The sequence below is a fragment of the Variovorax robiniae genome (assembly GCF_037889955.1).
Taxonomy (GTDB): domain Bacteria; phylum Pseudomonadota; class Gammaproteobacteria; order Burkholderiales; family Burkholderiaceae_C; genus Variovorax; species Variovorax robiniae.
Genome location: NZ_JBBKZS010000015.1, coordinates 74,359 through 96,428, shown reverse-complemented (window position 1 = coordinate 96,428; position 22,070 = coordinate 74,359). Strand labels below are relative to the sequence as shown.

20 protein-coding genes are annotated in these 22,070 nt (G+C 65.7%); 13 read left to right on the top strand and 7 right to left on the bottom strand.

Going from position 1 to position 22,070, the window contains the following annotated elements:
* Positions 1–7: 7 nt before the first annotated feature.
* The 5 genes from WKW79_RS27015 to WKW79_RS26995 are packed head-to-tail and all read right to left on the bottom strand — an operon-like array spanning position 8 to position 4,941.
* Positions 8–868 carry an endonuclease/exonuclease/phosphatase family protein gene (locus WKW79_RS27015; RefSeq protein ID WP_340338366.1) on the bottom strand — a complete coding sequence of 287 codons (861 nt, stop codon included), beginning with the start codon at positions 866–868 and terminating at the stop codon, positions 8–10.
* On the bottom strand, positions 868–1,695 hold the full coding sequence (locus tag WKW79_RS27010) for a carbohydrate ABC transporter permease (RefSeq protein WP_340338310.1): 828 nt from the start codon (positions 1,693–1,695) through the stop codon (positions 868–870). Before WKW79_RS27010 ends, WKW79_RS27015 begins: the two co-directional genes overlap by 1 nt.
* Positions 1,692–2,579: a carbohydrate ABC transporter permease gene (locus WKW79_RS27005; protein WP_340338309.1), complete on the bottom strand. Its 888-nt coding sequence runs from the start codon at positions 2,577–2,579 to the stop codon at positions 1,692–1,694. The genes WKW79_RS27010 and WKW79_RS27005 overlap by 4 nt, the downstream gene beginning before the upstream one ends.
* 10 nt (positions 2,580–2,589) lie before the next feature.
* The gene (locus WKW79_RS27000) at positions 2,590–3,891 is read right to left on the bottom strand and encodes an ABC transporter substrate-binding protein (RefSeq protein WP_340338308.1); all 1,302 of its coding nucleotides are present in this window, start codon (positions 3,889–3,891) and stop codon (positions 2,590–2,592) included.
* A gap of 33 nt (positions 3,892–3,924) precedes the next feature.
* A complete protein-coding gene (locus WKW79_RS26995; protein ID WP_340338307.1) occupies positions 3,925–4,941 on the bottom strand; it encodes an ABC transporter ATP-binding protein in 1,017 nt (338 codons plus the stop codon).
* 128 nt (positions 4,942–5,069) lie between these two features.
* Between WKW79_RS26995 and phbB the strand changes: the two genes are divergently transcribed.
* From phbB to WKW79_RS26980, 3 genes are all read left to right on the top strand, one after another.
* Positions 5,070–5,807 (top strand): acetoacetyl-CoA reductase, encoded by a 738-nt coding sequence (gene phbB / locus WKW79_RS26990; protein WP_340338306.1) that lies wholly within the window; start codon positions 5,070–5,072, stop codon positions 5,805–5,807.
* Between the two features lie 160 nt (positions 5,808–5,967).
* The gene (locus tag WKW79_RS26985) at positions 5,968–7,329 is read left to right on the top strand and encodes a dicarboxylate/amino acid:cation symporter (protein WP_340338305.1); all 1,362 of its coding nucleotides are present in this window, start codon (positions 5,968–5,970) and stop codon (positions 7,327–7,329) included.
* Between the two features lie 66 nt (positions 7,330–7,395).
* Complete coding sequence (locus WKW79_RS26980; protein ID WP_340338304.1) at positions 7,396–9,087, top strand: cation:proton antiporter domain-containing protein; 1,692 nt, start codon at positions 7,396–7,398, stop codon at positions 9,085–9,087.
* Between the two features lie 112 nt (positions 9,088–9,199).
* Here WKW79_RS26980 and WKW79_RS26975 read toward each other — a convergent pair whose 3' ends face one another.
* Entirely contained in the window at positions 9,200–9,604 is a 405-nt protein-coding gene (locus tag WKW79_RS26975) for a hypothetical protein (RefSeq protein ID WP_340338303.1), read from the bottom strand.
* Between the two features lie 283 nt (positions 9,605–9,887).
* Between WKW79_RS26975 and WKW79_RS26970 the strand changes: the two genes are divergently transcribed.
* The 5 genes from WKW79_RS26970 (at position 9,888) to WKW79_RS26950 (ending at position 13,977) form a co-directional block, all read left to right on the top strand.
* Positions 9,888–10,085 (top strand): hypothetical protein, encoded by a 198-nt coding sequence (locus WKW79_RS26970; protein ID WP_340338365.1) that lies wholly within the window; start codon positions 9,888–9,890, stop codon positions 10,083–10,085.
* 53 nt (positions 10,086–10,138) lie between these two features.
* Positions 10,139–10,699: a hypothetical protein gene (locus WKW79_RS26965; RefSeq protein ID WP_340338302.1), complete on the top strand. Its 561-nt coding sequence runs from the start codon at positions 10,139–10,141 to the stop codon at positions 10,697–10,699.
* A 170-nt stretch (positions 10,700–10,869) separates the two neighbouring features.
* Positions 10,870–11,943, top strand: a complete 1,074-nt coding sequence (locus WKW79_RS26960; protein ID WP_340338301.1) for a glycosyltransferase family 2 protein — start codon at positions 10,870–10,872, stop codon at positions 11,941–11,943.
* Between the two features lie 130 nt (positions 11,944–12,073).
* Complete coding sequence (locus WKW79_RS26955) at positions 12,074–12,514, top strand: RcnB family protein (protein WP_340338300.1); 441 nt, start codon at positions 12,074–12,076, stop codon at positions 12,512–12,514.
* Positions 12,515–12,657: 143 nt separating this feature from the next.
* Positions 12,658–13,977 carry an MFS transporter gene (locus WKW79_RS26950; protein WP_340338299.1) on the top strand — a complete coding sequence of 440 codons (1,320 nt, stop codon included), beginning with the start codon at positions 12,658–12,660 and terminating at the stop codon, positions 13,975–13,977.
* Between the two features lie 7 nt (positions 13,978–13,984).
* Here WKW79_RS26950 and WKW79_RS26945 read toward each other — a convergent pair whose 3' ends face one another.
* Positions 13,985–14,554, bottom strand: a complete 570-nt coding sequence (locus WKW79_RS26945; protein ID WP_340338298.1) for a DUF2889 domain-containing protein — start codon at positions 14,552–14,554, stop codon at positions 13,985–13,987.
* A gap of 162 nt (positions 14,555–14,716) precedes the next feature.
* Between WKW79_RS26945 and WKW79_RS26940 the strand changes: the two genes are divergently transcribed.
* The 5 genes from WKW79_RS26940 to WKW79_RS26920 all read left to right on the top strand — a co-directional run bounded on the left by WKW79_RS26940 (position 14,717) and on the right by WKW79_RS26920 (position 22,032).
* Complete coding sequence (locus tag WKW79_RS26940) at positions 14,717–16,480, top strand: long-chain-fatty-acid--CoA ligase (RefSeq protein ID WP_340338297.1); 1,764 nt, start codon at positions 14,717–14,719, stop codon at positions 16,478–16,480.
* Positions 16,481–16,496: 16 nt separating this feature from the next.
* Entirely contained in the window at positions 16,497–18,050 is a 1,554-nt protein-coding gene (locus tag WKW79_RS26935; protein WP_340338364.1) for a long-chain-fatty-acid--CoA ligase, read from the top strand.
* A 199-nt stretch (positions 18,051–18,249) separates the two neighbouring features.
* Positions 18,250–19,365: a TRAP transporter substrate-binding protein gene (locus WKW79_RS26930; RefSeq protein ID WP_340338296.1), complete on the top strand. Its 1,116-nt coding sequence runs from the start codon at positions 18,250–18,252 to the stop codon at positions 19,363–19,365.
* A gap of 73 nt (positions 19,366–19,438) precedes the next feature.
* Positions 19,439–20,059, top strand: a complete 621-nt coding sequence (locus WKW79_RS26925; protein ID WP_340338295.1) for a TRAP transporter small permease subunit — start codon at positions 19,439–19,441, stop codon at positions 20,057–20,059.
* Positions 20,056–22,032, top strand: coding sequence for a TRAP transporter large permease (locus WKW79_RS26920; protein WP_340338294.1), 1,977 nt, complete (start codon positions 20,056–20,058; stop codon positions 22,030–22,032). Before WKW79_RS26925 ends, WKW79_RS26920 begins: the two co-directional genes overlap by 4 nt.
* Positions 22,033–22,070: the final 38 nt, after the last annotated feature.

Below are 22,070 nucleotides of genomic sequence, written 5' to 3'. Positions count from 1 at the left end.
TGGACTCTTATAGCGCGACAAGCACGGGCTGGTGGTCGGATGCGCGCGTCTGCTGGTCGACTTCGATGCGCCGCACGCGCGGCGCAAGGCTGTCGCTCACGAAGACGAAGTCGGCCGTCACCGGCTCGGGTCCGTAGGTGCGGTCGAACAGGCGGAAGGTCGGCGCGTGCGGCGCGGTGCCGTGCAACAGGGGCCAGGTGTCCTGCAGGCGGCCATGGGCATGGGCCTGGTGGATGGCCCGGTACTCGGGCGCCGCGCGCAGGTCGGCGGGTGGCGCGACCACCAGGTTGAAGTCGCCACAAACGATCGCGTGCGGCGTGTGCACCTTGGCCTGGAAGGGCGAGCGCTCTGTCTCGACCTTTGGCGGCGCGGCGGCTTGCGCGCAGGCTTCCGCGTTCAGGTCGCGCACCGCGTTGACCTGGGCCAGGCGTTGCGTCGGGCTGTAGTACTCGAGGTGCGTGGTCATGATGCGCACCGGACCCAGGGCCGGATCGACCACCGTGACCACCGTGCACATGCGCGGCATGCTGCTCACGCTGGGGTCGGCCGGCCACGGCAGGGGATGGTGCTGGACGCGCGCCACGGGCAGCCGCGTGGCGATCAGGTTGCCGAAGCGCTGGCGCTTGCCTTGCGCATCGAACTCGTCGACCGCCGCGCCGAAGAAGACCTGGAAGCCGGGCAACAGCGCCGCCAGTTCCGCGGGCTGGTCGCCGGGCGCGCCGGGCATGTCGTCGAAGCCCTGCGCGATCTCCTGCAGGCAGAGCACGTCGAAGTCGGCCATCGCGCGGGCGCCTTCGACGATGCGCCGCGGGCTCACGACGCCGTCGAGGCCGCGGCACCATTGGGTGTTCCAGGTGACGAGTTGCATCATTTGATCCCCGCCCGCATGAAGCTCTGGACGAACTGCCTCTGAAACAGGAGAAAGGCGATGAGCAGCGGCGCCGAGGTCATGAGCGTAGCAGCCGTGATGACCGACCAGTCCACGCCCTGGTCCACGGAAGAGAAGACCTGCAGTCCCACCGTCAGCGGCCGTGCGTTCACGCTGTTGGTGATGATCAGTGGCCAGAGGAAGTTGTTCCAGTGGAAGCTCACCGACACCAGCGCGAAGGCGGTGTAGACCGGTCGAGCCAGCGGCACGTAGACGCGCCATAGCGTCTGCAGGGCACTCGCGCCTTCCACGCGCGCGGCCTCATCGAGTTCCTTGGGGATGCCCATGAAGGTCTGGCGCAGAAGGAAGATGGCGAAGGCCGAGGCGAAGTAGGGCAGGCCGATGGCCACCAGCGTATCGACCAGGCCGAGCCGGGCCATCGACTTGTAGTTCTCGACCAGCAGGATGTCCGGCATGATCATCAGCTGCACCAGCACCAGGGCGAACGCGACGTTCTTGCCGCGAAAGTCGTAGCGTGCAAACGCGAAGGCGGCGAGCGTGGCCAGCACCAGCTGCACGGCGAGGATCATGCCGACCAGCAGCGTGGTGTTGAGGAAGTAGCGCGCGAAGGGCGCGGCTGCCCAGGCGCGCGCGAAGTTGTCGAGCGTGAGCGGCGCGGCGAGGGCGAAGCGCGTCGAGAATTCGGCCGGGTGGAAGGCGGTCCACACCGCATAGGCCAGCGGCAGGATCCACAGCAGCGCCAGCACCCAGGCAGCGAGCGTGTCGAGCCAGCCGGGTTCGTTGTAGGTGAGCCGATGAGGCTTCATTGATAGTGCGTCTTCTTGTCCAGCACGAAGAACTGGAACAGCGCGATGCCGGCCAGCACCACGATCAGCACGACGGTGATCGCCGCTGCGTAGCCCGTGTCCCAGAAGCTGAAGCCGACTTCGTACAGGTGGTAGAGCAGCAAGGTCGATGCGTTGTCCGGCCCGCCGCGCGTCAGCACGAACAGATGATCGACCATGCGGAAGGCGTTGATGAAGGCATTGACCAGCACGAACAGCGTGGTCGGCATCAGCAGCGGCCATTGCACGCGACGGAAGAAGTACCAGCGCGATGCGCCCTCGATGGCGGCGGCCTCGCGCAGGCTGGGGTTCATGGTCTGCAGCGCGGCCAGGTAGAAGATCATGAAGAAGCCGGCCTCCTTCCAGATCGCCACCACCGTGACGGCGCCCAGCGCGGTGGCTGGGCTGCCGAGCCAGTTGTGCGAGGGCAGGCCGAGCGCGCCGGTGATCTGCTCCAGCAATCCGTATTGCGGCGTGTAGAAGAACAGCCAGATGTTGGCCACTGCGATCATCGGCAGCACGGTCGGCGTGAAGTAGGCCATGCGCAGGAAGGCCCGGCCCGCGATGCGTTCGTTGACCCACAGCGCCATCGCCAGCGCCAGGCCAATGGAGAACGGGATGGTGGCGGCGGCGAAGGCGAGGTTGTTGCGCACCGCCTTCCAGAACACCGGGTCGCCGGCCATGACCTCGTAGTTCTCCAGCCCGGCCCACACGCTCGGCCGCGCGCCCTTCGGCGTGGAGAAGAAGCTGTCGACCAGCGTCGACACCGCGGGCCAATGCGTGAACGCGACCAGCAGCACCAGGGCGGGCAGCAGCATCAGCCAGGCGTGGACGGCCTGGCGTGAGGGATGGCTGCCGCTGGTCATGCTTGCCGACTTACTTGTAGCTGCGCAGGATGCGGTCGGCTTCCTGCTGCGAATCCTTCATCGCTTGCGCGGGCGTCTTGGTGCCGGTCAGCGCCGCCTGCAAGCCGTCGTTCAGCGCCTTGGTCACGCGCTGGTTGTCATGCGTCGAGAACTCGGCCACCGACACCGGCAACTGGTCGCGCGCCACCAGGGCGGGCGGGAAGTCGGCACCGTACTTCTTCAAGGTCGGCGTGTCGTAGGCGGCCTGCGACACTGCGACATAGCCGGTGTCCATGCTCCACTGCGCCGCACGCTCCGGCTGCGTCACCCACTTCGCGAACTTGAAGGCCGCTTCCTGCTGCGCCGGCGTCGACTTCTTGAAGATGTAGAAGTTGCCGCCACCCGTGGGCGAGCCCTTGCGCTTGTTGCCCGGGATCATGCCCACGCCGAAGTCGAACTTCGCATTCGCCTTGATGTTGGTCAGGTTGCCGGTGGTCGTGTAGATGATCGCGGCCTTGCGCTCGAAGAAGTCCTTCGGCGTGGTGCCCCACTCGACCACGCCCGGTGGATGGATGCCGGCCTTGCCCAGGTCGACCCAAGTCTGCAATGCATCGATGACCTTCGGGTCGTCGAACTTGACCTGCGTGCCGGCGTCGTTGGCGAGGATCGCATCGTTGGGCGTCGTCAGCGTCTGGAACAGCCAGTACGGGAAGCCGCTCGACGGGATCTGAACACCCCACTGCGTGACCTTGCCGCTCGCGTCCTTCTTGGTGAGCTTGGTCGCGGCGTCCTTCAGTTCGGCCCAGTTCGTGGGCGGCTTGTTGGGGTCGAGGCCGGCTTCCTTGAAGGCTTCCTTGTTCCAGTACATGACCACGGTCGAGCGCTGGAACGGAATGCCCCAGGTCTTGCCGCCGGTCTGGCTGTTCATCATGAAGGCCTTGTAGAAGCCGGCCAGCCAGGCCTTGTCGTCGTCGGTCTTGATGAAGTTGTCGAAGGGCACCACGGCGTCTTCGTCGATCAGCGTGAACATGTCGGTCGACAGCAGCACCGAGGTGACCGGCGGCGTGCCCGACTTGTGCGCGGTGAGCGCCTTGACGATGGTCTCCTGGTAGGTGCCGGCGTAGATCGGCGTGACCTTGATGCCGGGGTTCTCCTTCATGAAGCCCTCGGCGAATCCGTCGATGGTCTTGGCGATCGGCCCGCCCACTGCGACGGGGTAGTAGAACTGCACCTCGACGGGTACCTGGGCCCATGCGCCGGTGGTGCCCGCGAGCAGCGCGCCTCCTGCGACGATCTGGCAGGCGAGGGCTTTGAGGAAGGTGTTGCGTTGCATGTCTCTCCAGCTCCGTTGAAAAAATCGGTGGGTTCAGGCGATGCGGCGGCCGTCGCCGTCGAAGGCATGGGCATCGGCATCGGCCCATCGCAGGCCGACGCGTTCGCCGGCTTCGCAATGGCGTTGTCCGTCCGCGCGCACCAGCAAGGTCTCGCTGCCGATGGCGCAGCGCAGGACCATGTCCGCGCCCAGGTACTCGACGTCTTGCACCACGGCGGGAATGCCGTCAGTGCCGATGGCGATCGACTCCGGCCGCACGCCCAGCGATGCGCCGCCCACGCCGACGACCACGTCGCTGCCGGCGATGCGGCCACTGTCGAGCGCGACCAAATTCATCGGCGGCGTACCAATGAAGCGCGCCGCGAAGGTGCTGGCCGGCCGCGCATACAACTCGCGTGGCGTGCCGGCCTGCTCGACGCGGCCCTTGTTGAGCAGCACCACCTGGTCGGCCATGCTCATCGCCTCGGTCTGGTCGTGCGTGACGTACACGACGGTGAGGCCCAGTTGGCGCTGCAAGTCACGCAACTCGCGCCGCATCTCCTGGCGCAACTGGGCATCGAGGTTGGACAGCGGCTCGTCCATGAGACACACCTTGGCTTGCGCCACCAAGGCGCGGCCCAGTGCGACGCGTTGCTGCTGTCCGCCGGAGAGCTGGGAGGGCTTGCGCTGGAGCAATGCACCGAGGCCCAGCAGCTCGGCCGTTTGGCCTAGCCGCATGGCCTGCTCGGCAGCCGGCATGCCGCGCACCGACAGGCCGAAGGTGATGTTGTCGGCCACGCTGAGGTGCGGAAACAGCGCGTAGTTCTGGAACACCATCGCGATGCCGCGCTTCGCGGGCGGCAATCCGGTCACGTCCTGGCCATCGATGATGACCTTGCCTGTGCTCGGAATTTCAAGGCCCGCGATGATGCGCAGCGTTGTCGATTTGCCGCAGCCCGACGGGCCGAGCAGCACGCAGAAGGAACCCGATGCGATGCGCAGGTCGACCGCGTGCAACGCGGCCGCGTCGCCCCAGTGTTTGGCAACGCCGGCCAGTTCGATCGATGACATTGGATGAGTATAGGAAGCGGATGTGACAGTTGGTTTCAACGTCGCGTCGGTGTTTTCCTGACTCGGATAAGTCCTAAGTTCGTTAAAGTCCGAGGGCCTTCAACGGCTCCACTTACCAAGGAAGATTCATGAGCAAAAAAGTCGCATATGTCACCGGAGGAATGGGTGGCATCGGAACCGCCATCTGCCAGCGGCTCCACAAGGACGGATTCACGGTCATTGCCGGTTGCGGCCCCACGCGCGACCATGCCAAGTGGCTGGGCGAGCAGAAGGCCGAGGGCTTCGAGTTCCATGCCTCCGTCGGCAATGTCGGCGACTGGCAGTCCACTGTCGATGCCTTCAGCAAGGCCAAGGCGGAACACGGCAGCATCGACGTGCTGGTCAACAATGCCGGCATCACGCGCGACCGCATGTTCGTGAAGATGTCGCCCGAGGACTGGAGCGCCGTCATCGAGACCAACCTCAACAGCATGTTCAACGTCACCAAGCAGGTGGTCGGCGACATGGTCGAGAAGGGCTGGGGCCGCATCATCAACATCAGTTCGGTCAACGGCGCCAAGGGCCAGGCCGGGCAGACAAACTACTCGGCCGCCAAGGCCGGCATGCACGGCTTCTCGATGGCGCTGGCGCAGGAACTGGCCGGCAAGGGCGTGACGGTCAACACCGTGAGCCCGGGCTACATCGGCACCGACATGGTCAACGCCATCCGCCAGGAAGTCCTCGACAAGATCATCTCGACGATCCCGGTCAAGCGCCTGGGCAAGCCGAGCGAGATCGCCTCGATCATCGCGTGGCTGGCCACCGACGAAGGCGGCTACTCGACGGGCGCCGACTTCTCGATCAACGGCGGCCTGCACATGCACTGAGGCCCTTGCACTGCGGCGGTCAGCCAGCAGTCAGAGAACCCGCTTCGGCGGGTTTTTTTATGCGCGCCCGGCGTGCGCGCGGGACCGACACGGCCTACAGTGGAACGGTTGCTCGCCGGCCCTATCGGCAAGGCGCGACATCCCCAGCAGGAGACAACCGATGGCAGGTCCTTCCACGCCGACGAAAGTCAAGCAGCCGCTCTACAAGTCGCTCTACCTGCAGGTGATCACGGCGGTGATCCTCGGGGTGCTTCTGGGCTACTTCTTCCCCGAGACCGGCGAGAAGATGAAGCCGCTGGGCGATGGCTTCATCAAGCTCATCAAGATGATCATTGCGCCGATCATCTTTTGCACGGTGGTGGTCGGGATCGCCGGCATGGAGGACATGAAGAAGGTCGGCAAGACCGGCGGCCTGGCGCTGCTGTACTTCGAGATCGTGAGCTCCATCGCGTTGATCGTGGGCCTGCTGCTGGTCAACCTGCTGAAGCCCGGCGCCGGCATGAATATCGATGCCTCGACCATCGACACCAAATCCATCGCCGCCTATACCGGCCCGGGCAAGATGGAGGGCACGGTCGACTTCCTGCTGCACGTCATCCCCACCACGATCGTGGATGCCTTCGCCAAGGGCGAGATCCTGCAGGTGCTGCTGATCGCGGTGATGTTCGGCTTTGCACTGCACAAGTTCGGCGGGCGCGGCACGCTGATCTTCGACATCATCGAGAAGGGCTCGCATGTCCTTTTCAGCATCGTCAACTACATCATGAAGGTGGCGCCGATCGGTGCCTTCGGCGCGATGGCCTTCACCATCGGCAAGTACGGCGTGGGTTCGCTGTTCTCGCTGGGCAAGCTGATGGGCGTGTTCTACCTGACCTGCCTGCTGTTCATCTTCGTGGTGCTGGGCGGCATTGCGCGCTTCCACGGGTTCAGCATCTGGAAGTTCATCAAGTACATCAAGGAAGAACTGCTGATCGTGCTGGGCACTTCGTCGTCGGAGTCGGTGCTGCCGCGCATGATGGAGAAGATGGAGAACCTGGGCGCCAAGAAGACCTGCGTGGGGCTGGTGATTCCCACGGGCTATTCGTTCAACCTGGACGGCACCTCGATCTACCTCACGATGGCGGCGGTGTTCATCGCGCAGGCGACCAACACCGACATGACCTTCACGCAGGAGTTGACGCTGCTGGCGGTGCTACTGCTGACGTCCAAGGGCGCGGCCGGTGTCACGGGCAGCGGCTTCATCGTGCTGGCGGCCACGCTGTCGGCGGTGGGGCATGTGCCGGTGGCGGGGCTGGCGCTGATCCTGGGGATCGACCGCTTCATGTCGGAGGCGCGCGCGCTGACCAACCTGATCGGCAATGGCGTGGCCACGCTGGTCGTGGCCAAGTGGACCGGTGAACTCGACATGGACCGGCTGCATGCCGGCCTCAACAACGAGAGCTGGGTCGAGGCGAATGAGCCGGAGATCCTGCTGGACGCCAAGGACGAGAAGATGGCGACCCAGGCCCTCAGCCGGGGCTGAAGTAGTCAAGCGCAATCACGGGGAATTATTCGGCGCCGCCTTGCATCGGTCCTGCAAAATGGGCCGATGCCCCACAGCGTTTCCCTGATCAACACCATCGCGGCGGGCCTCGGCCTGGCCTTGATTCTCGGCTTCATCGCGGTGCGTGTGCGCCTGCCGGCGCTGGTGGGCTACCTGCTGGCCGGGGTCATCATCGGACCCTTCACGCCGGGCTTCGTGGCCGATGCGGGCATTGCCGCGCAACTGGCGGAGATCGGCGTGATGTTGCTCATGTTCGGCGTGGGCCTGCACTTCTCCCTGGATGACCTGCTGACGGTGCGCAAGGTCGCCGTGCCGGGGGCGCTGGTGCAGATCGCGGTGGCCACGTTGATGGGCGGGGGGCTGGCCTTCTGGTGGGGTTGGTCCCTGGGCGCTGCGCTGGTGTTCGGGCTGGCGCTGTCGGTGGCCAGTACCGTGGTGCTGCTGCGTGCACTCGAGGCGCTGGGCATCCTCGACACCTACACCGGCCGCATCGCGGTCGGCTGGCTCGTGGTGGAAGACCTGGCGATGGTGCTGGTGCTGGTGCTGTTGCCGCCGCTGGCGGGTGCGCTGGGCGGCAGCGGTGCCGAGGCGAGCGCCGATCCGGTGTGGCAGACGCTGGGCTTGACGCTGCTGCAGGTCGGCGGGTTCGTGGCGTTGATGCTGGTGGTCGGCCGGCGGCTGTTTCCCTGGGTGCTTTGGCAGGTGACGCGGACGGGCTCGCGCGAGTTGTTCACGCTGTGCGTGGTGGCGGCCGCGGTCAGCATCGCGTTTGCTTCGGCGGCGCTGTTCGGCGTGTCCTTCGCGCTCGGTGCGTTCTTTGCGGGCATGGTGATGCGCGAGTCGGAATTCGCGCATCGGGCGGCGCAGGAGTCGCTGCCGCTGCGTGACGCGTTTGCCGTGCTGTTCTTCGTGTCAGTGGGGATGCTGTTCGACCCGATGGTGCTGGTCGAGCGGCCCCTGCAGGTGCTGGCGGTGGTCGGCGTGATCGTGGTGGGCAAGTCGATGGCGGCCTGCCTGCTGGTGCTGCTGTTGCGCTATCCACTGCACACGGCGCTGACGGTGAGTGCGAGCCTGGCGCAGATCGGCGAGTTCTCCTTCATCCTGGCCGGCTTGGGGATGTCGCTGGGCCTGTTGCCGGGCGAGGGCCAGAGCCTGATCCTGGCGGGGGCGCTGATTTCCATCGCGACGAACCCGCTGTGGTTCGGCGCGATCGCGCCGATGCAGAAGTGGCTGCGCGCGCGGTCCTCGTTGGCGCGCGAACTCGATGCGCGGGCGGACCCGCTGGCAGAGTTGCCGATGTCGACCGATGCCCGTTATCTGTCCAGGCAGGTCGTGCTGGTCGGCTATGGGCGCGTCGGACGTCGCATCGCCGCGGCATTGACGGCGCATGACCTGCCTTTCGTCGTGGCCGAGCAGAACCGCGAGCTGGTGGAGAGGCTGCGCGAGAACGGCATGGCCGCGGTGTGGGGCGATGCGGCGGACCCGTCGGTGCTGATCCAGGCGCACGTGGCGCGCGCGCGGGTGCTGGTCATCGCGACGGCCGACACCCTCCATGTGCGCCAGATGATCGAGACGGCGCGGACGCTCAACCCCGGCATCCAGACCGTCGTGCGCAGCCACAACGAGGAAGAGGCCGCCTTGCTGTCGCGCGAAGACAGCGCGATCGTGTTTCTCGGCGAACACGAACTGGCGCAGGCCATGACGCGGGAAGTGGTCCGGCGCGCCGCGCCTGCGTAAGGTGCTCAGTCGCAGATAAACCCATTCGTGGGCACCCGCGGAACCGGCTTCGCCGGGCCGCTGGGTGCGCCCCCTCGAAGGGGGTAGCGCCGCAGGCGCTTCGGGGGTGGGCCTATAAATCCTCTATGACCAGCGTGCGATAGCGCTGGGCCATCGAGTACGGCACTGTCCGCACGATCTCCATCATCCGCTCGGCGGCCTTGGCGTCGGGTGTCTTGACCAGCAGGCCGGTGTGGCCGTCGAGCGCCAGCTTGGTGAAGGCGCGCACGGTGGCGCCATCCGTGCCGGCGGAGGGCAGGGGGTTGTCGCCGTCGTGCACTGTCGGCGTGATCTGCGAAAGGATCTCTTCCGGCGGCACCAGGTAGACGTCGTCGCCGCTCACGTCGTTTTCGATCAGTCGCTTGCCGACCTGTCGGGCGGTCTCCCCGTCCGGAAACATGAGCATCGAATAGCCGGTGGGATAGAACGCGCCGCCCACGGAGGACAGCATGTGGGAGTCGACGACGAGGTGTTTCATGGTGCTTCCCTTGATGTGACGGACACCACCTGAGCGTATGCAATCAGCCACGAAAAGGTTGTAGGAAAGGAAACAAAAAGCACTCACTTTTTTTCGGAATGCAGCCAATCGTGTGTAATAGCGGCGTTTATCTACTTACTCTTTGTCACATTTCGAAGTAACCGTGAAATTGTGGTTAGGCGCGTGGAGAGGTCCTGAATAGGATCGACCTGAGCGCGCTTAATCCACGGTACTGTTATTTTTTATCCTCCTGATGTCCCAACTCCGAAACATTGCGTTGACTGTGCATGAACTGGAAGACGGCGAGTTCTATTGGGTCTTGATGGAAGGCGCCGATAGCGGCGAAAACGCTGCGCTGGATTCACTGTCCTATCTGCCGTTGGAGGCGTCTGCCGATCCGCATGCGACCTATTCCAACGCCCTGGTGGCCGGCGTGGCCGCGATTCGCCGGATGTTCGGCAGCGATGGTCCAAGAGGCTAGGCCCATCCCCGAACGCAGAAATTGATTTCGCCCCGTTCCCTGGAGCTTTAGAGATGCAAAGAATCTGGTTGCCAGTGGCACTTGCGTTGAGTCTCCTGGGGGCGGCCTGGGCGTTCCGGCCCGTATTGGCGAGCGAATGGGCGGCATGGGTGCAGGTCTTCGGCGTGCTGCTGGCCCTGGGCTGGAGCGTGCGCCTGCAAGGATTGGCGGCAAGCCAGGGCGAACGGCAGGCGGCGCAGGTCGCGGCCTCCTTCGCGTCGAACATGCATTGGGTGTTCCGCGAACTCAGCGACGCCTGTGCCAAGCGCAGTTGGGCCGACTACAAGGTGCACCGGCGCATCCTCGAGGAAATCCTCTCGCAGGGTCGCGAGGTGACCTTGCAATTGCTGGACGGCCGCTCGCTGGCCATGGTGACCAGCCTGCGCTCGCTCGGCGTCGAGGCGCTCGAGGTGACCGAGCCGCACGATCCCGATGGCCATTGGCCGCCGCTGCAGAGCTATTTCGAAAAGCGCTTGCCGAGCATCGCGGCATGGCTTTCGGCTACCGGCAACCCGTCGGAAAGCAATGGGCCGACCGACTACGCGGGCCTGCGCACCTCGCTGGGCAACCTCTAGACGCCCTGCCGGCTCCAGGGCTCGTCCGGGAGGGCGGCCCGCCATATGACTTCCGGCCTGCCGGACCGGGGTTCGGCCGTCGAAGTCCCGCGCCGCTGTCGGGGCAATCTTTGCAATTGATTCACACGCATGGCCAAATGTGAACTATTGTTTCAATGCCTGAGACGGTCATGCTGATTTCCATCCTCGTCCCCACCTACCGGAGACCGCACCATCTGGCCGAAGCGCTCGAAAGCGTGGCGCAGCAGGACCGGTCCTTGATCGGCGAGATCATCGTGGGCGACGACAGCCCGGCCGAGTTCCAAGCCGGGAATCGTGCCGCGATTGCAGCGAGCGGGCTGGAGCCGCTGGTGCGCCATGTCATCAACGAACCGCCGCTGGGCAACTATCCGAACCAGTGCGCGCTGGGAACCGCGGCGCGCTTCGACCATATCCTCATCCTGCACGACGACGACCAGCTCTGCCCAGGCGGCCTGGCCGCCTTGGCCGAGGCCTGCGCAAAAGAGACGGATGAGCGCGTCAAGATCTGGTTCGGCCGCAGCGAAATCATGGACGAGCTTGCCCGTGTCGACCCGGTGCGCACGGCCGCCAACAACAAGGAATACGGCAAGGACGGGCCGGGCACGGTGCGCTCCGTGCGCGAATGGAGCCTCCAGCATGCGATCCCGCCCAACAGTTTCCTGGTCGCCCGGACAGACTACCTCGCGCAGATGTACGGCGCCCGCGACGGCAATGTCGGCGACTGGGGCTTGTCGGTGAGGCTTGCGAACACCGGCGCCTTCGGGCGCTTCATTGCCCAGGACGTGGCGCGCTACCGCGTGCATGCCGAGTCGTTGACCAATTCGGGGCGGGGCGTGGATGCGCACATCATGTTCGAGATCGCGCAGCAGTTGAAGGTGTCCGAGCCGGCGCACATCGAAGGCAAGAACCGGCTGCTGCGCCAGTTCGCGGAAGTCGCGACGACGCGCTACCTGCGCGACGGCGAGCGCGCCGCCGCATGGAAGTGCTTTGCATCACCGCACTGGCAATGGAAGCGGCGCGTTTCTCCGCGCGGCATCGCGACGCTCGGCATGTTGCTGACGCCATCGTTCTGCTGGAATTGGGCGCTGCGGTATCGCGGTCCGAGCGGTTCGCGCGTGCCGACGGGGCCGAGTCGTCCGGGACTGGCGGTGGGGCAACCTTCATTCGGAGTCGCCGGGTTTACCGGTCGAGATGAAGGAGAGGACCGGCAGCCCAGGACCTGAGCGGGGCTGCACCGGCGCACATTCGTCGCATCCGGGTCTGCGCCCATCTTTACATTGCCGCATGCGCGCCGCACGAGCGCGACACATGCGCGGTCGACACTGAACTCGTCATCCCAACAAGGAGTTCAGCATGACCATCCGTTCCAAGAAGACCATCGCCGTGATCGCCGCCACGCTCGCACTCTCCAGCGTGGGAAGTGCATTTGCGCAAGACCGCAACCACGGCCCGGACCGCGACGGACGCGATGGCCGGTATGAGCAACGCGACTCGCACTACAACGGTCGCCACGACAACGGTCGCCATGACAACGGACGCCGATACGACGACCGCGGCGACTACCGCGATGGCCGCCAGTTCGACCGCCGCGGCTATCCGCAACCGCACGCCGAATGGAAGCGCGGCGGCCGCGTGCCGAACGAATACCGGGGCCGCAACTACGTCGTGAACGACTACCGCGCCTATCACCTGAATGCGCCGCCGCGCGGCTACCAGTGGATGGGTGTCGGCGGGGACTATGTGCTGGCCGCGATCGCCACGGGGCTCATTGCGCAGATCATCGTCGGGCAGTGAGGGCGAGCGCGTGAAGCCGCGCTGAAGAAAGAGGGACGTGCGAACCAGAAGTGGGACGCGCGTCCAACTCGCGATGCACGTCCATTCCCAGAATTGCTCACTCGCGTCGAACCCTTGCATCGACGCCATCTGGAGTATCGGACATGGATTCATCGATCGACGACGCGGAGCCTGCGCGTCAACCAACCCTCAACCGCTCGGACGTGAAGACGCTCGGGCTTTCCGCACTGGGCGGAACGCTGGAGTACTACGACTTCGTCATCTACGTCTTCTTTGCCAGCGTCATCGGCAAGCTGTTCTTTCCGGCGCACATGTCCGACGGGCTGCGCGACCTGCAGACCTTCGGCATCTTCGCAGCCGGCTATCTGGCGCGGCCGGTCGGCGGCGCGATATTCGGCCACTTCGCGGACCGCTTCGGTCGCAAACGCATGTTCACGCTGTCGATCCTGTTGATGGCCTGCCCGACCTTGCTGATCGCGTGCCTGCCCACCTACGAATCGATCGGCATGGCTGCGCCGGTGCTGCTGCTGCTCATGCGCTTGCTGCAAGGCATCGCCGTCGGTGGCGAGTTGACGGGCGCGTGGGTGTTCGTGGGGGAACACGCGCCGCCGCGCCACTATGGCTTCAGCCTGGGTGTGCTGACGGCCGGGCTCAATGGCGGCATCGTGCTGGGCTCGATCGTGGCCTATGTGGTGCATGCGATGTGGTCATCGGCCGAGGTGCAGGACTATGCGTGGCGACTGCCCTTCGCACTCGGCGGTGTCTTCGGCATGGTGTCGGTCTACCTGCGCCAGTTCCTTGGCGAGACGCCGGTGTTCAAGGCGATGCAGGTGCAGCGCAAGCTGACACGCGAGATGCCGGTGCGCACCGTGTTGCGCGAGCATCGCGGCACGCTGCTCTATCTCGGCGTGCAGATCTGGGTGCTGTCGGCAGCGATCGGCGTGATCCTGTTGCTGACGCCGGTGTTCCTGCAGAAGAACTACGGCATCTCCGCCTCCGAGGCGCTGTCGGCCAACGTCATCGCGACCACGGCCGCGCTGATCGGTTGCGTCGTGACAGGTTGGGCAACCGACCGCTTCGGTGCGCGGCTTGTGATGGCGGTCGGCTGGACCGGCCTCTTGATCAGCAGCCATGTGCTCTATGCGGGGCTGCCCGGCACGCCGCAGTGGGTGACGCTTCACTACGCGATGACCGGCTTCTTCGTCGGCACGGTGGTGATCGTTCCGGTGGTCGGAGTTCGCGCGTTCCCGGCGGCCATCCGATCCTCGGGTCTCTCGTTTGGCTACAACATCTTCTACGCGGTGTTCGGCGGGCTGACGCCGATGCTCGTGAGCTACCTGCTGCGCATGGATCACATGGCGCCGGCGCACTATGTGGCGGTGCTGTGCGCCGTCGGAGCCTTGTCTGCCTTCCTGCCTATGCCCGGCCGCGAGGAGCGCGCACCAGCGATGCAACTTGCCTGAGCTTCGGCTACGCAGCCCTTCGATGCAGCGGCCAGATGACCTTCAACGCCTCGCCATCGCTGCGATAGGCCTGGCAGGTGTCGGCGAGGGAAGGCTTGGGCAGAGCGCCGACGCCGGCGTGCAGCGTGCGCAGGTTGCCCCGCTCGCGGCCGAGTGCGTAGAGGCTCTGGATGGCCGTCGTCGCGGCGGGGCCGATCAGTTCGGTGAGGTGGGTGCAGCCCCGGTTGCCGCCGACCAGGTTGCGCACCCGCTTCGTGAAGCCCGGGCCGATCTTCTGGCCGACCAGCTTGTCGTAGATCGCGTTGCCTTCGGCGCAGTAGGGCGTGGGCGCAGCCTGTGTCTGCACCTGCATCGCGCGGATCACCATGTCGCTGTCCACCGTCATGACGATGCGCATGCGGTGAAGGTCTTCGCCCCGTCCCAGGCGCTTGAAGAAGAGGTCCGAGCCATCGGGTGAGATGTCGCGCATCGTGCTCTCCACGTCGAGCAGGCCATCGTCGCGCAGGTAGCCCTGGCAGACGATCTCGCGGGTGTGGAGCAGGCGGCGGGAGGGGGTGGGCGTCGGCTGGGGTGTCATGAGGGACATCCTCCACGCGGCGGGGCGGATTCGCCCCACCCGGTGTGGGGGGCTGCCGCATCAGAGCGACGTTTGGCGCCACCCGTTCGGGGTGGCGGGACAGGCGCTCCTGCGCGGTCTACTCGGTCTCAACCCAGAGACAACCTGCCCCAGGACCGCACCATGCATGCACCGAACGCATTCCACCCTTGCCCCACGCCGCCCGATGTGATCGAGCGGCCCACCGGCCCGCTCACCATCGACCCGGCGCGGGCTCGCGCGGACCTGGCGGGCGTCGCCCACATCCCCGAGACCAGCCTGTTCCGCAATCTGGAGATCGCGGCGCTGCGCTACCCGGACAAGACGGCAATCCAGTTCTTCGGCACTGCCGTGAGCTACGCGCAGTTGGTCGCCGACGTGGAGCACATGGCGGGCTACCTGCAGGGCGAATGCCAGGTGGCGAAGGGCGATCGGGTCATCGTGTTCAGCCAGAACTGTCCACAGTTCATCGCGGCCTACTTCGCGATCCTGCGGGCGGATGCGGTGTTCGTGCCGGTCAACGCGATGCTGCTGGCCGATGAGATCGAGCACATCGTGAAGGACAGCGGCGCCGTGGCCGCCTTCGTGGCCAGCGAGTTGCTCGACCGCGTCGCGCCGCTGATCGGCAAGGGCGCGCTGCGCAAGCTCGTGGTGCATGCCTATGGCGACGCGCTCGGCGAGGACGATCCGGCGCTGCCCGCACCCGACTGGCTGCGGACCCGCATGTCGGACGTCCAACTCCCGCCAGCCGCCGAATCGTGGAGCGCCGCGCTCGCGCAGGCGAGGATTCCCGCACCGCATTGCGCCGGCCCGGATGACCTGTGCATGCTTCCCTACACTTCGGGCACCACCGGCAAGCCGAAGGCCTGTGTTCATACGCACCGCACGGTGATGACCTCGTGCGTGGGCTCGTCGCTGTGGCGCCGCACCCATCCTTCGTCGGTGTACCTGGCCGTGGCGCCGCTGTTTCATCTGCTCGGCTTGCAGAACAACGTGAATGGGCCGATCTTCCAGGGCGGCACCATCGTGCTGATGCCGCGTTGGGACCGCGAGGCCGCGGCCGTGCTGATCGAGCGTCATCGCGTGAGCTTCTGGGCCGCACTGCCGGCGATGCTGGTCGACTTCTTCGCGCAACCCGGCATCGCGCAGCGCAACCTGAGCAGCCTGTCGGTGGTGACCGGCGGCGGCGCGGCAACGCCGCAGCACGTCAACGACATCCTCCAGCAACGCTACGGGCTCGACTATGTCGAAGGCTACGGCCTGACCGAGAGCGCCAGCTTCCTCTGCGCGAACCCGCTCTACAAGCCGAAGAAGGCCTGCCTCGGCATCTCCACCTTCGGCGTGGACCTGCGCATCGTGGACCCCGTGACCTTGCAGCCGGTGCCGCAGGGCGAAGCGGGCGAGATCGTCGTGCACGCGGCGCAGACCATGCTCGGCTACTGGAACCATCCGGAAGCCAATGCGCAGGCCTTCATCGTGATCGATGGCAAGCGCTTCTTCCGCACCGGCGACCTGGCGAGCATGGACGCGGAGGGCTATGTCTTCATGCGCGACCGGCTCAAGCGGATGATCAATGCAGCGGGCTTCAAGGTCTGGCCGGCGGAGGTCGAGGCGGCGCTGCATGCCCACCCCTCGATCCTCGAAGCCTGCGTGATCGCCTCGCCCGACAAGCGCCGCGGGGAGACGGTCAAGGCCGTCGTCGCATTGCGTGCGGGCAGCGTGGAGGACAGCGCCAGCCTGCTGGCCTGGTGCCGCGAGCACATGGCGACCTACAAGGCGCCGCGCATCGTGCAGATCGTCGATGCGCTGCCGAAGAACGCCACCGGCAAGATCGCCTGGCGCGAACTGCAGGAGCAGGAGGCGCACGACGCCGATTTCATGCGCGACGGATCAGTGGCCGCACTTTGAGGGCATCACCATGACCATGTCCATGACGCTCGCCCTGCAGCGCTCGGTGCAGGCAACGCCCGATCGCATCGCCACCGTGTTCCACGGCAGGCACCAGACCTTCAGCGAGTACGGCGACCGGGTTGCGCGCCTGGCCGGTGCGCTGCAATCCATCGGCATGAAGGCCGGTGACCGCGTCGGCATGCTCGGCGTCAACTCCGACCGCTGGCTCGAATGCCTGATGGGCGTGTGGTGGGGCGGTGGCGTGCTAAACCCGGTCAACACGCGCTGGAGCGTGCCGGAGATCGTCTATTCGCTGGACGACAGCGACACCGGCATCCTGGTCGTCGACGACCACTTCCTCAACCGTGTCGAGGGCATCCGGGCGACCGCGAAGCGCATGCCGATCCTTGTGTATGCCGGCGACTGGCCGACGCCCGAAGGAATGCTCTCGGTCGAAGAGCTGATCGCCGCTGCTCGCCCTGTAGAGGATGCGAACCGTGCGGGCGCGGACCTGGCCTGCATCCTCTACACCGGCGGCACCACCGGCTTCCCCAAGGGCGTGATGCACAGCCACTGGACGCTGTGGTCCATCGGCATCCAGCGCCTCGCGCAGACGCCGATGCCTGGCGAGAGCGTGGCGCTTCATGTGGCGCCGTTGTTCCACATGGGTGGCATCGGACGCGCGCTGGTGCAGTTCATCGCCGGCGACACGCATGTGCTGGCCCCGGCCTTCGATGCGCGCGAGGTGATGGCCATCGTCGAGCGCGAACGCGTGACCGACCTGCTGCTGGTACCGACGATGCTGCAGGCGCTGATCACGCATCCGGAGTTCGATTGCTTTGACCTGAGCAGCTTGAAGCGCATGGTGTACGGCGCATCGCCCATTGCCGAATCGGTGCTGGAGCGCGCGATGGAAGCCTTGCCGGGCGTGGCCTTCACGCATTCCTATGGCATGACCGAATGCGGCGGCGTGACCTCCAACCCGCCGGAGAACCATGGGCCCGAAGGCCGCGCCTCGGGGCTGTCGCGTTCGGCGGGGCGGGCGGGTTTCGGCATCGCGGTGAAGGTGGTGGATGACAGTGGCAACGAAGTGCCGCGCGGGGAGGTCGGCGAAATCATCGCGCGCGGGCCCAACGTGATGCTGGGCTACTGGAACAAGCCGGAGGAGACGGCGCGCGCACTGCGCGACGGCTGGCTCCATACCGGCGACGGTGCACGCATGGACGAGGGTGGGCATGTCTTCATCGTCGACCGCATGAAGGACATGATCGTGAGCGGTGGCGAGAACGTGTATTCGGCCGAGGTCGAGAGCGTGATCGCGCGGCATCCCGCCGTGCAGGCCTGTGCCGTCATCGCCGTGCCCCATGCGCAGTGGGGCGAAGCGGTGCATGCGGTGGTGGTGCGCAAGCCTGGCGCCCAGCTCGACGACGCCGTGCTGCTCGATCACTGCAAGGGCTTCATCGCGGGCTACAAGTGCCCCAAGAGCATCGAGTTCCGCGAGGCGTTGCCGTTGTCCGCGGCGGGCAAGGTGCTCAAGCGCGAACTGCGAGAGCGGCATTGGACGGGGCACTCGCGGCAGGTGAGTTGACGGAAACGGCCGTCGCACCCGAATGCGCATCGAACAAGCCCTGACTATACGGAGGGTCAATCGGCGTTCTGATGCGCTGTTCACTCTCGGCGCCGCCCGGAAAGTGACGGGTTCGTGTAAACCCTCTTTGTCACTAATCGTCACCTAACAAAGATGGCGCACTGGAACTTTCCAGGGTCACAACGTTGGAGACACCGCAATGACAGAGAACAAACCGACCCGCCGTCGCAACCTTCTCAAGGGTGCGGCCGTGGCGGCCGGCGCGATGTCCGCGCCGATGGTCAGCATGGCGCAGACGACCTCGCTCCGCTTCCAGAGCACGTGGCCTGCGAAAGACATCTTCCATGAGTACGCCCAGGACTTCGCCAAGAAGGTGAACGACATGGCGGGCAACCGCCTGAAGATCGAGGTGCTGCCATCCGGCTCCGTCGTGCCGGCCTTCCAACTGTTGGATGCCGTGGCCAAAGGGACGCTGGACGGCGGCCATGGCGTGGTGGCGTACTGGTACGGCAAGAACTCGGCACTGGCGCTGTGGGGCTCGGGCCCGGGCTTCGGCATGGACGCCAACACCGTGCTGGCGTGGCACAACTATGGCGGCGGCAAGGTGCTGCTCGAGGAAATCTACAAGAGCCTGAACATGGACGTGGTGTCGTACCTGTACGGCCCCATGCCGACGCAGCCGCTGGGCTGGTTCAAGAAACCGGTCGCCAAGGCCGAGGAAATCAAGGGCCTGAAGTTCCGCACCGTGGGCCTGGCGGTGGACGTGTTCACCGACATGGGCGCGGCCGTGAACCCGCTGCCCGGCGGCGAGATCGTGCCGGCGCTGGACCGCGGCCTGATCGACGCGGCCGAGTTCAACAATGCCTCGAGCGACCGCGTGCTGGGCTTTCCGGACGTGGCCAAGAACTGCATGCTGCAGAGCTTCCACCAGTCGGGCGAGCAGTTCGAGATCCTGTTCAACAAGGGCAAGCTCGCCGCGCTGCCGCAGGAGCTCAAATCCATCATCGACTATGCGGTGCAGGCCGCCAGCGCCGACATGAGCTGGAAGGCGGTGGAGCGCAATTCGCATGACTATGCCGAGCTGAAGAAATCCGGGATCAAGTTCTACAAGACGCCCGACGCGATCCTGCGTGCGCAACTGGCGTCTTGGGACAAGACGATCGCCAAGAAGTCGGAAGAGAACCCGATGTTCAAGAAGGTGCTCGAATCGCAGAAGGCTTTTGCCCAACGCGCGTTGCAGTGGCAGAACGATTACACGGTCGATTTCAAGATGGCCTACAACCACTACTTCGGAAGCCAGGCCAAGAAGACCTGACACCGCCTGGATGGCAAGGGGCACCGCGGTGCCCCTTCTTCCTTGTCACAGCCCCGCGCGGCCAGGACTTCCTATGCAATCCATTCTGTTGGCGGTCGACCGCTTCTCGACCTGGGTCGGCAAGACCTTTGCCTGGTGCGCCGTGCTGCTCACCGCGCTGATCAGCTGGGAGGTGTTCTCCCGCTATGTGCTGAACCGGCCGCACGCCTGGGTGCTGGACGCGCAGATCATGCTGTACGGCACGCTGTTCATGACGGCCGGCGCGTACACGCTGAGCAAGAACGGCCATGTGCGCGGCGACGTGCTCTACGGCTTCTTCAGGCCGCGCACTCAGGCCATCTTCGACCTGGCGCTGTACATCCTTTTCTTCCTGCCCGGCATCGTGGCGCTGACCTGGGCGGGCTGGATCTACGCGGGCGAGTCGCTCGCCATCCGCGAGCAGACCTTCTCGGCCGAGCCGCTGCCGTTGTATCCGTTCAAGTACATCATCCCGCTGGCGGGCTTCACGCTGCTGCTGCAGGGGCTGGTGGAGATCGTGCGCTGCGTGCAGTGCATCCAGACCGGGGCGTGGCCTTCGCGCGAGCAGGACGTGGAGGAAGTCGACGTCGAGAAGCTCAAGGAGATGGTCAACGTGCGCGACGAGGACATCAAGGCGCTGGATGCCGTGGTCGTCGCCAAGGAGGCCACGAAATGAACATCCGCAAGGAACTCTGGTTCGGCCTGGGCTTCATGGCCCTGCTCGTTCTGGCGGCAGGCACGATGCTCCTGCGCGTGGAAACCATCACCAACGGCCACCTGGGCCTGTTGATGCTGTCGCTGGTGGTGGTGGCGATCATGCTGGGCTTTCCCACCGCCTTCACGCTGATGGGCATGGGGATGATCTTCACCTGGTTCGCTTACGAGCGGAACACCACGCACACGCTGGACCTGATGGTGCAGGCGGCCTACAAGACGATGTCGAACGACGTGCTCATCGCCATCCCGCTCTTCGTCTTCATGGGCTACCTGGTCGAGCGGGCCAACCTGATCGAGACGCTGTTCAAGAGCCTGCACCTGGCGATGGCGCGGCTGCCCGGCGCGCTGGCCGTGGCGACGCTGGTGACCTGCACGATCTTCGCGACGGCCACCGGGATCGTGGGTGCCGTCGTCACCTTGATGGGGCTGCTGGCGCTGCCGGCGATGCTGCGTGCGGGCTACAGCATTCCGCTGGCGGCGGGGGCCATCACGGCGGGTGGGTGCCTGGGCATCCTGATCCCGCCATCGGTGCTGCTCATCGTCTATGGCGCGACGGCCGGCGTGTCGGTGGTGCAGTTGTATGCGGGGGCCTTCTTCCCGGGGATCATGCTGGCATCGCTGTATGTGGTGTATGTGATCATCGTGGCGAAGCTCAAGCCGGCCTGGGCGCCGCCCCTGTCGGCGGCGGACCGCCTGGTGACGCTGCCGCCGTTGACGCAGCGGGTCACCACCGATTCGAGCCAGCATGCGCTGACCCGCCTGCTGGCCGCGATCAAGGGCAAGCGCAATGCCGACGTGCCGATGGGCCACCTGCTGCGGCAACTGGGCATCGTGCTGGTGCCTGGGGTGCTCTTTGCGCTGTTGGCTTTCACCAGCTACGAAGCGGTGACGCTGGTGGGCGCGCAGGAGGAATACGCGATCGAGGAGATCGGTGCAGCGCGTGCTTCGACGGCGCGCGAAGCGGCCCCGAGTGGGCTCGCGGAACCGCCGAGCGAGAGCGGCGGCTTGCAGGAACCGCCGAGCGATGGCGCACTGGCCGAGCCTCCCGGTGCGGGCGGCGTGCAGGAGCCTCCTTCTTCGGGCGCGGTGCAGGAGCCGCCCGGCGCCACGCCGGCGCAAGCGCCTGCCGCGTCGGCCTCCGAGCCCGGTGCAACTTCGACCCAAGGCGCCACCACGCGCGACGCGCCCACCTGGTGGTGGGTGTGCTTCGCGGTGTTCGGCCTGATCACGACGCTGTTCTATCTGTTCCTGAGCTTCGCGCGGCTCGAGATCTTCAAGATGCTGCTGGCATCCTTCTTCCCGCTGATGTTGCTGATCCTGGCAGTGCTGGGCTCCATCGTGCTGGGGCTGGCGACGCCGACCGAGGCGGCCGCGATGGGCGCGCTCGGTGGCTTCCTGCTCGCGGCGGCCTATCGGCGGCTGACGATGGACGTGCTGAAGGAATCGGTGTTCCTCACCGCCAAGACCTCGGCGATGGTGTGCTGGCTCTTCGTCGGCTCGGCGATCTTCTCAGCGGCCTTCGCGCTGCTGGGCGGGCAGGCGCTGGTGGAAGAGTGGGTGCTCAGCATGAACCTCACGAAAGTGCAGTTCCTGCTGTTGAGCCAGGTCATCATCTTCATCCTGGGATGGCCGCTGGAGTGGACCGAGATCATCGTGATCTTCATGCCGATCTTCATTCCGCTGCTGGACAACTTCGGCGTGGACCCGCTGTTCTTCGGCCTGCTGGTGGCGCTGAACCTGCAGACTGCCTTCCTCTCGCCGCCGGTGGCGATGGCGGCCTTCTACCTCAAGGGCGTGAGCCCGCCGCATGTGACGCTGAACCAGATCTTCCTGGGGATGCTGCCCTTCATGGGCATCCAGGTGCTGGCGATTTTCCTGCTGTACATGTGGCCGCAGATCGGGTTGTGGCTGCCGCAGTTGCTCTATAAGTGACGCGGGAATGAAAAACGCCGGCGGATGCCGGCGTGCTG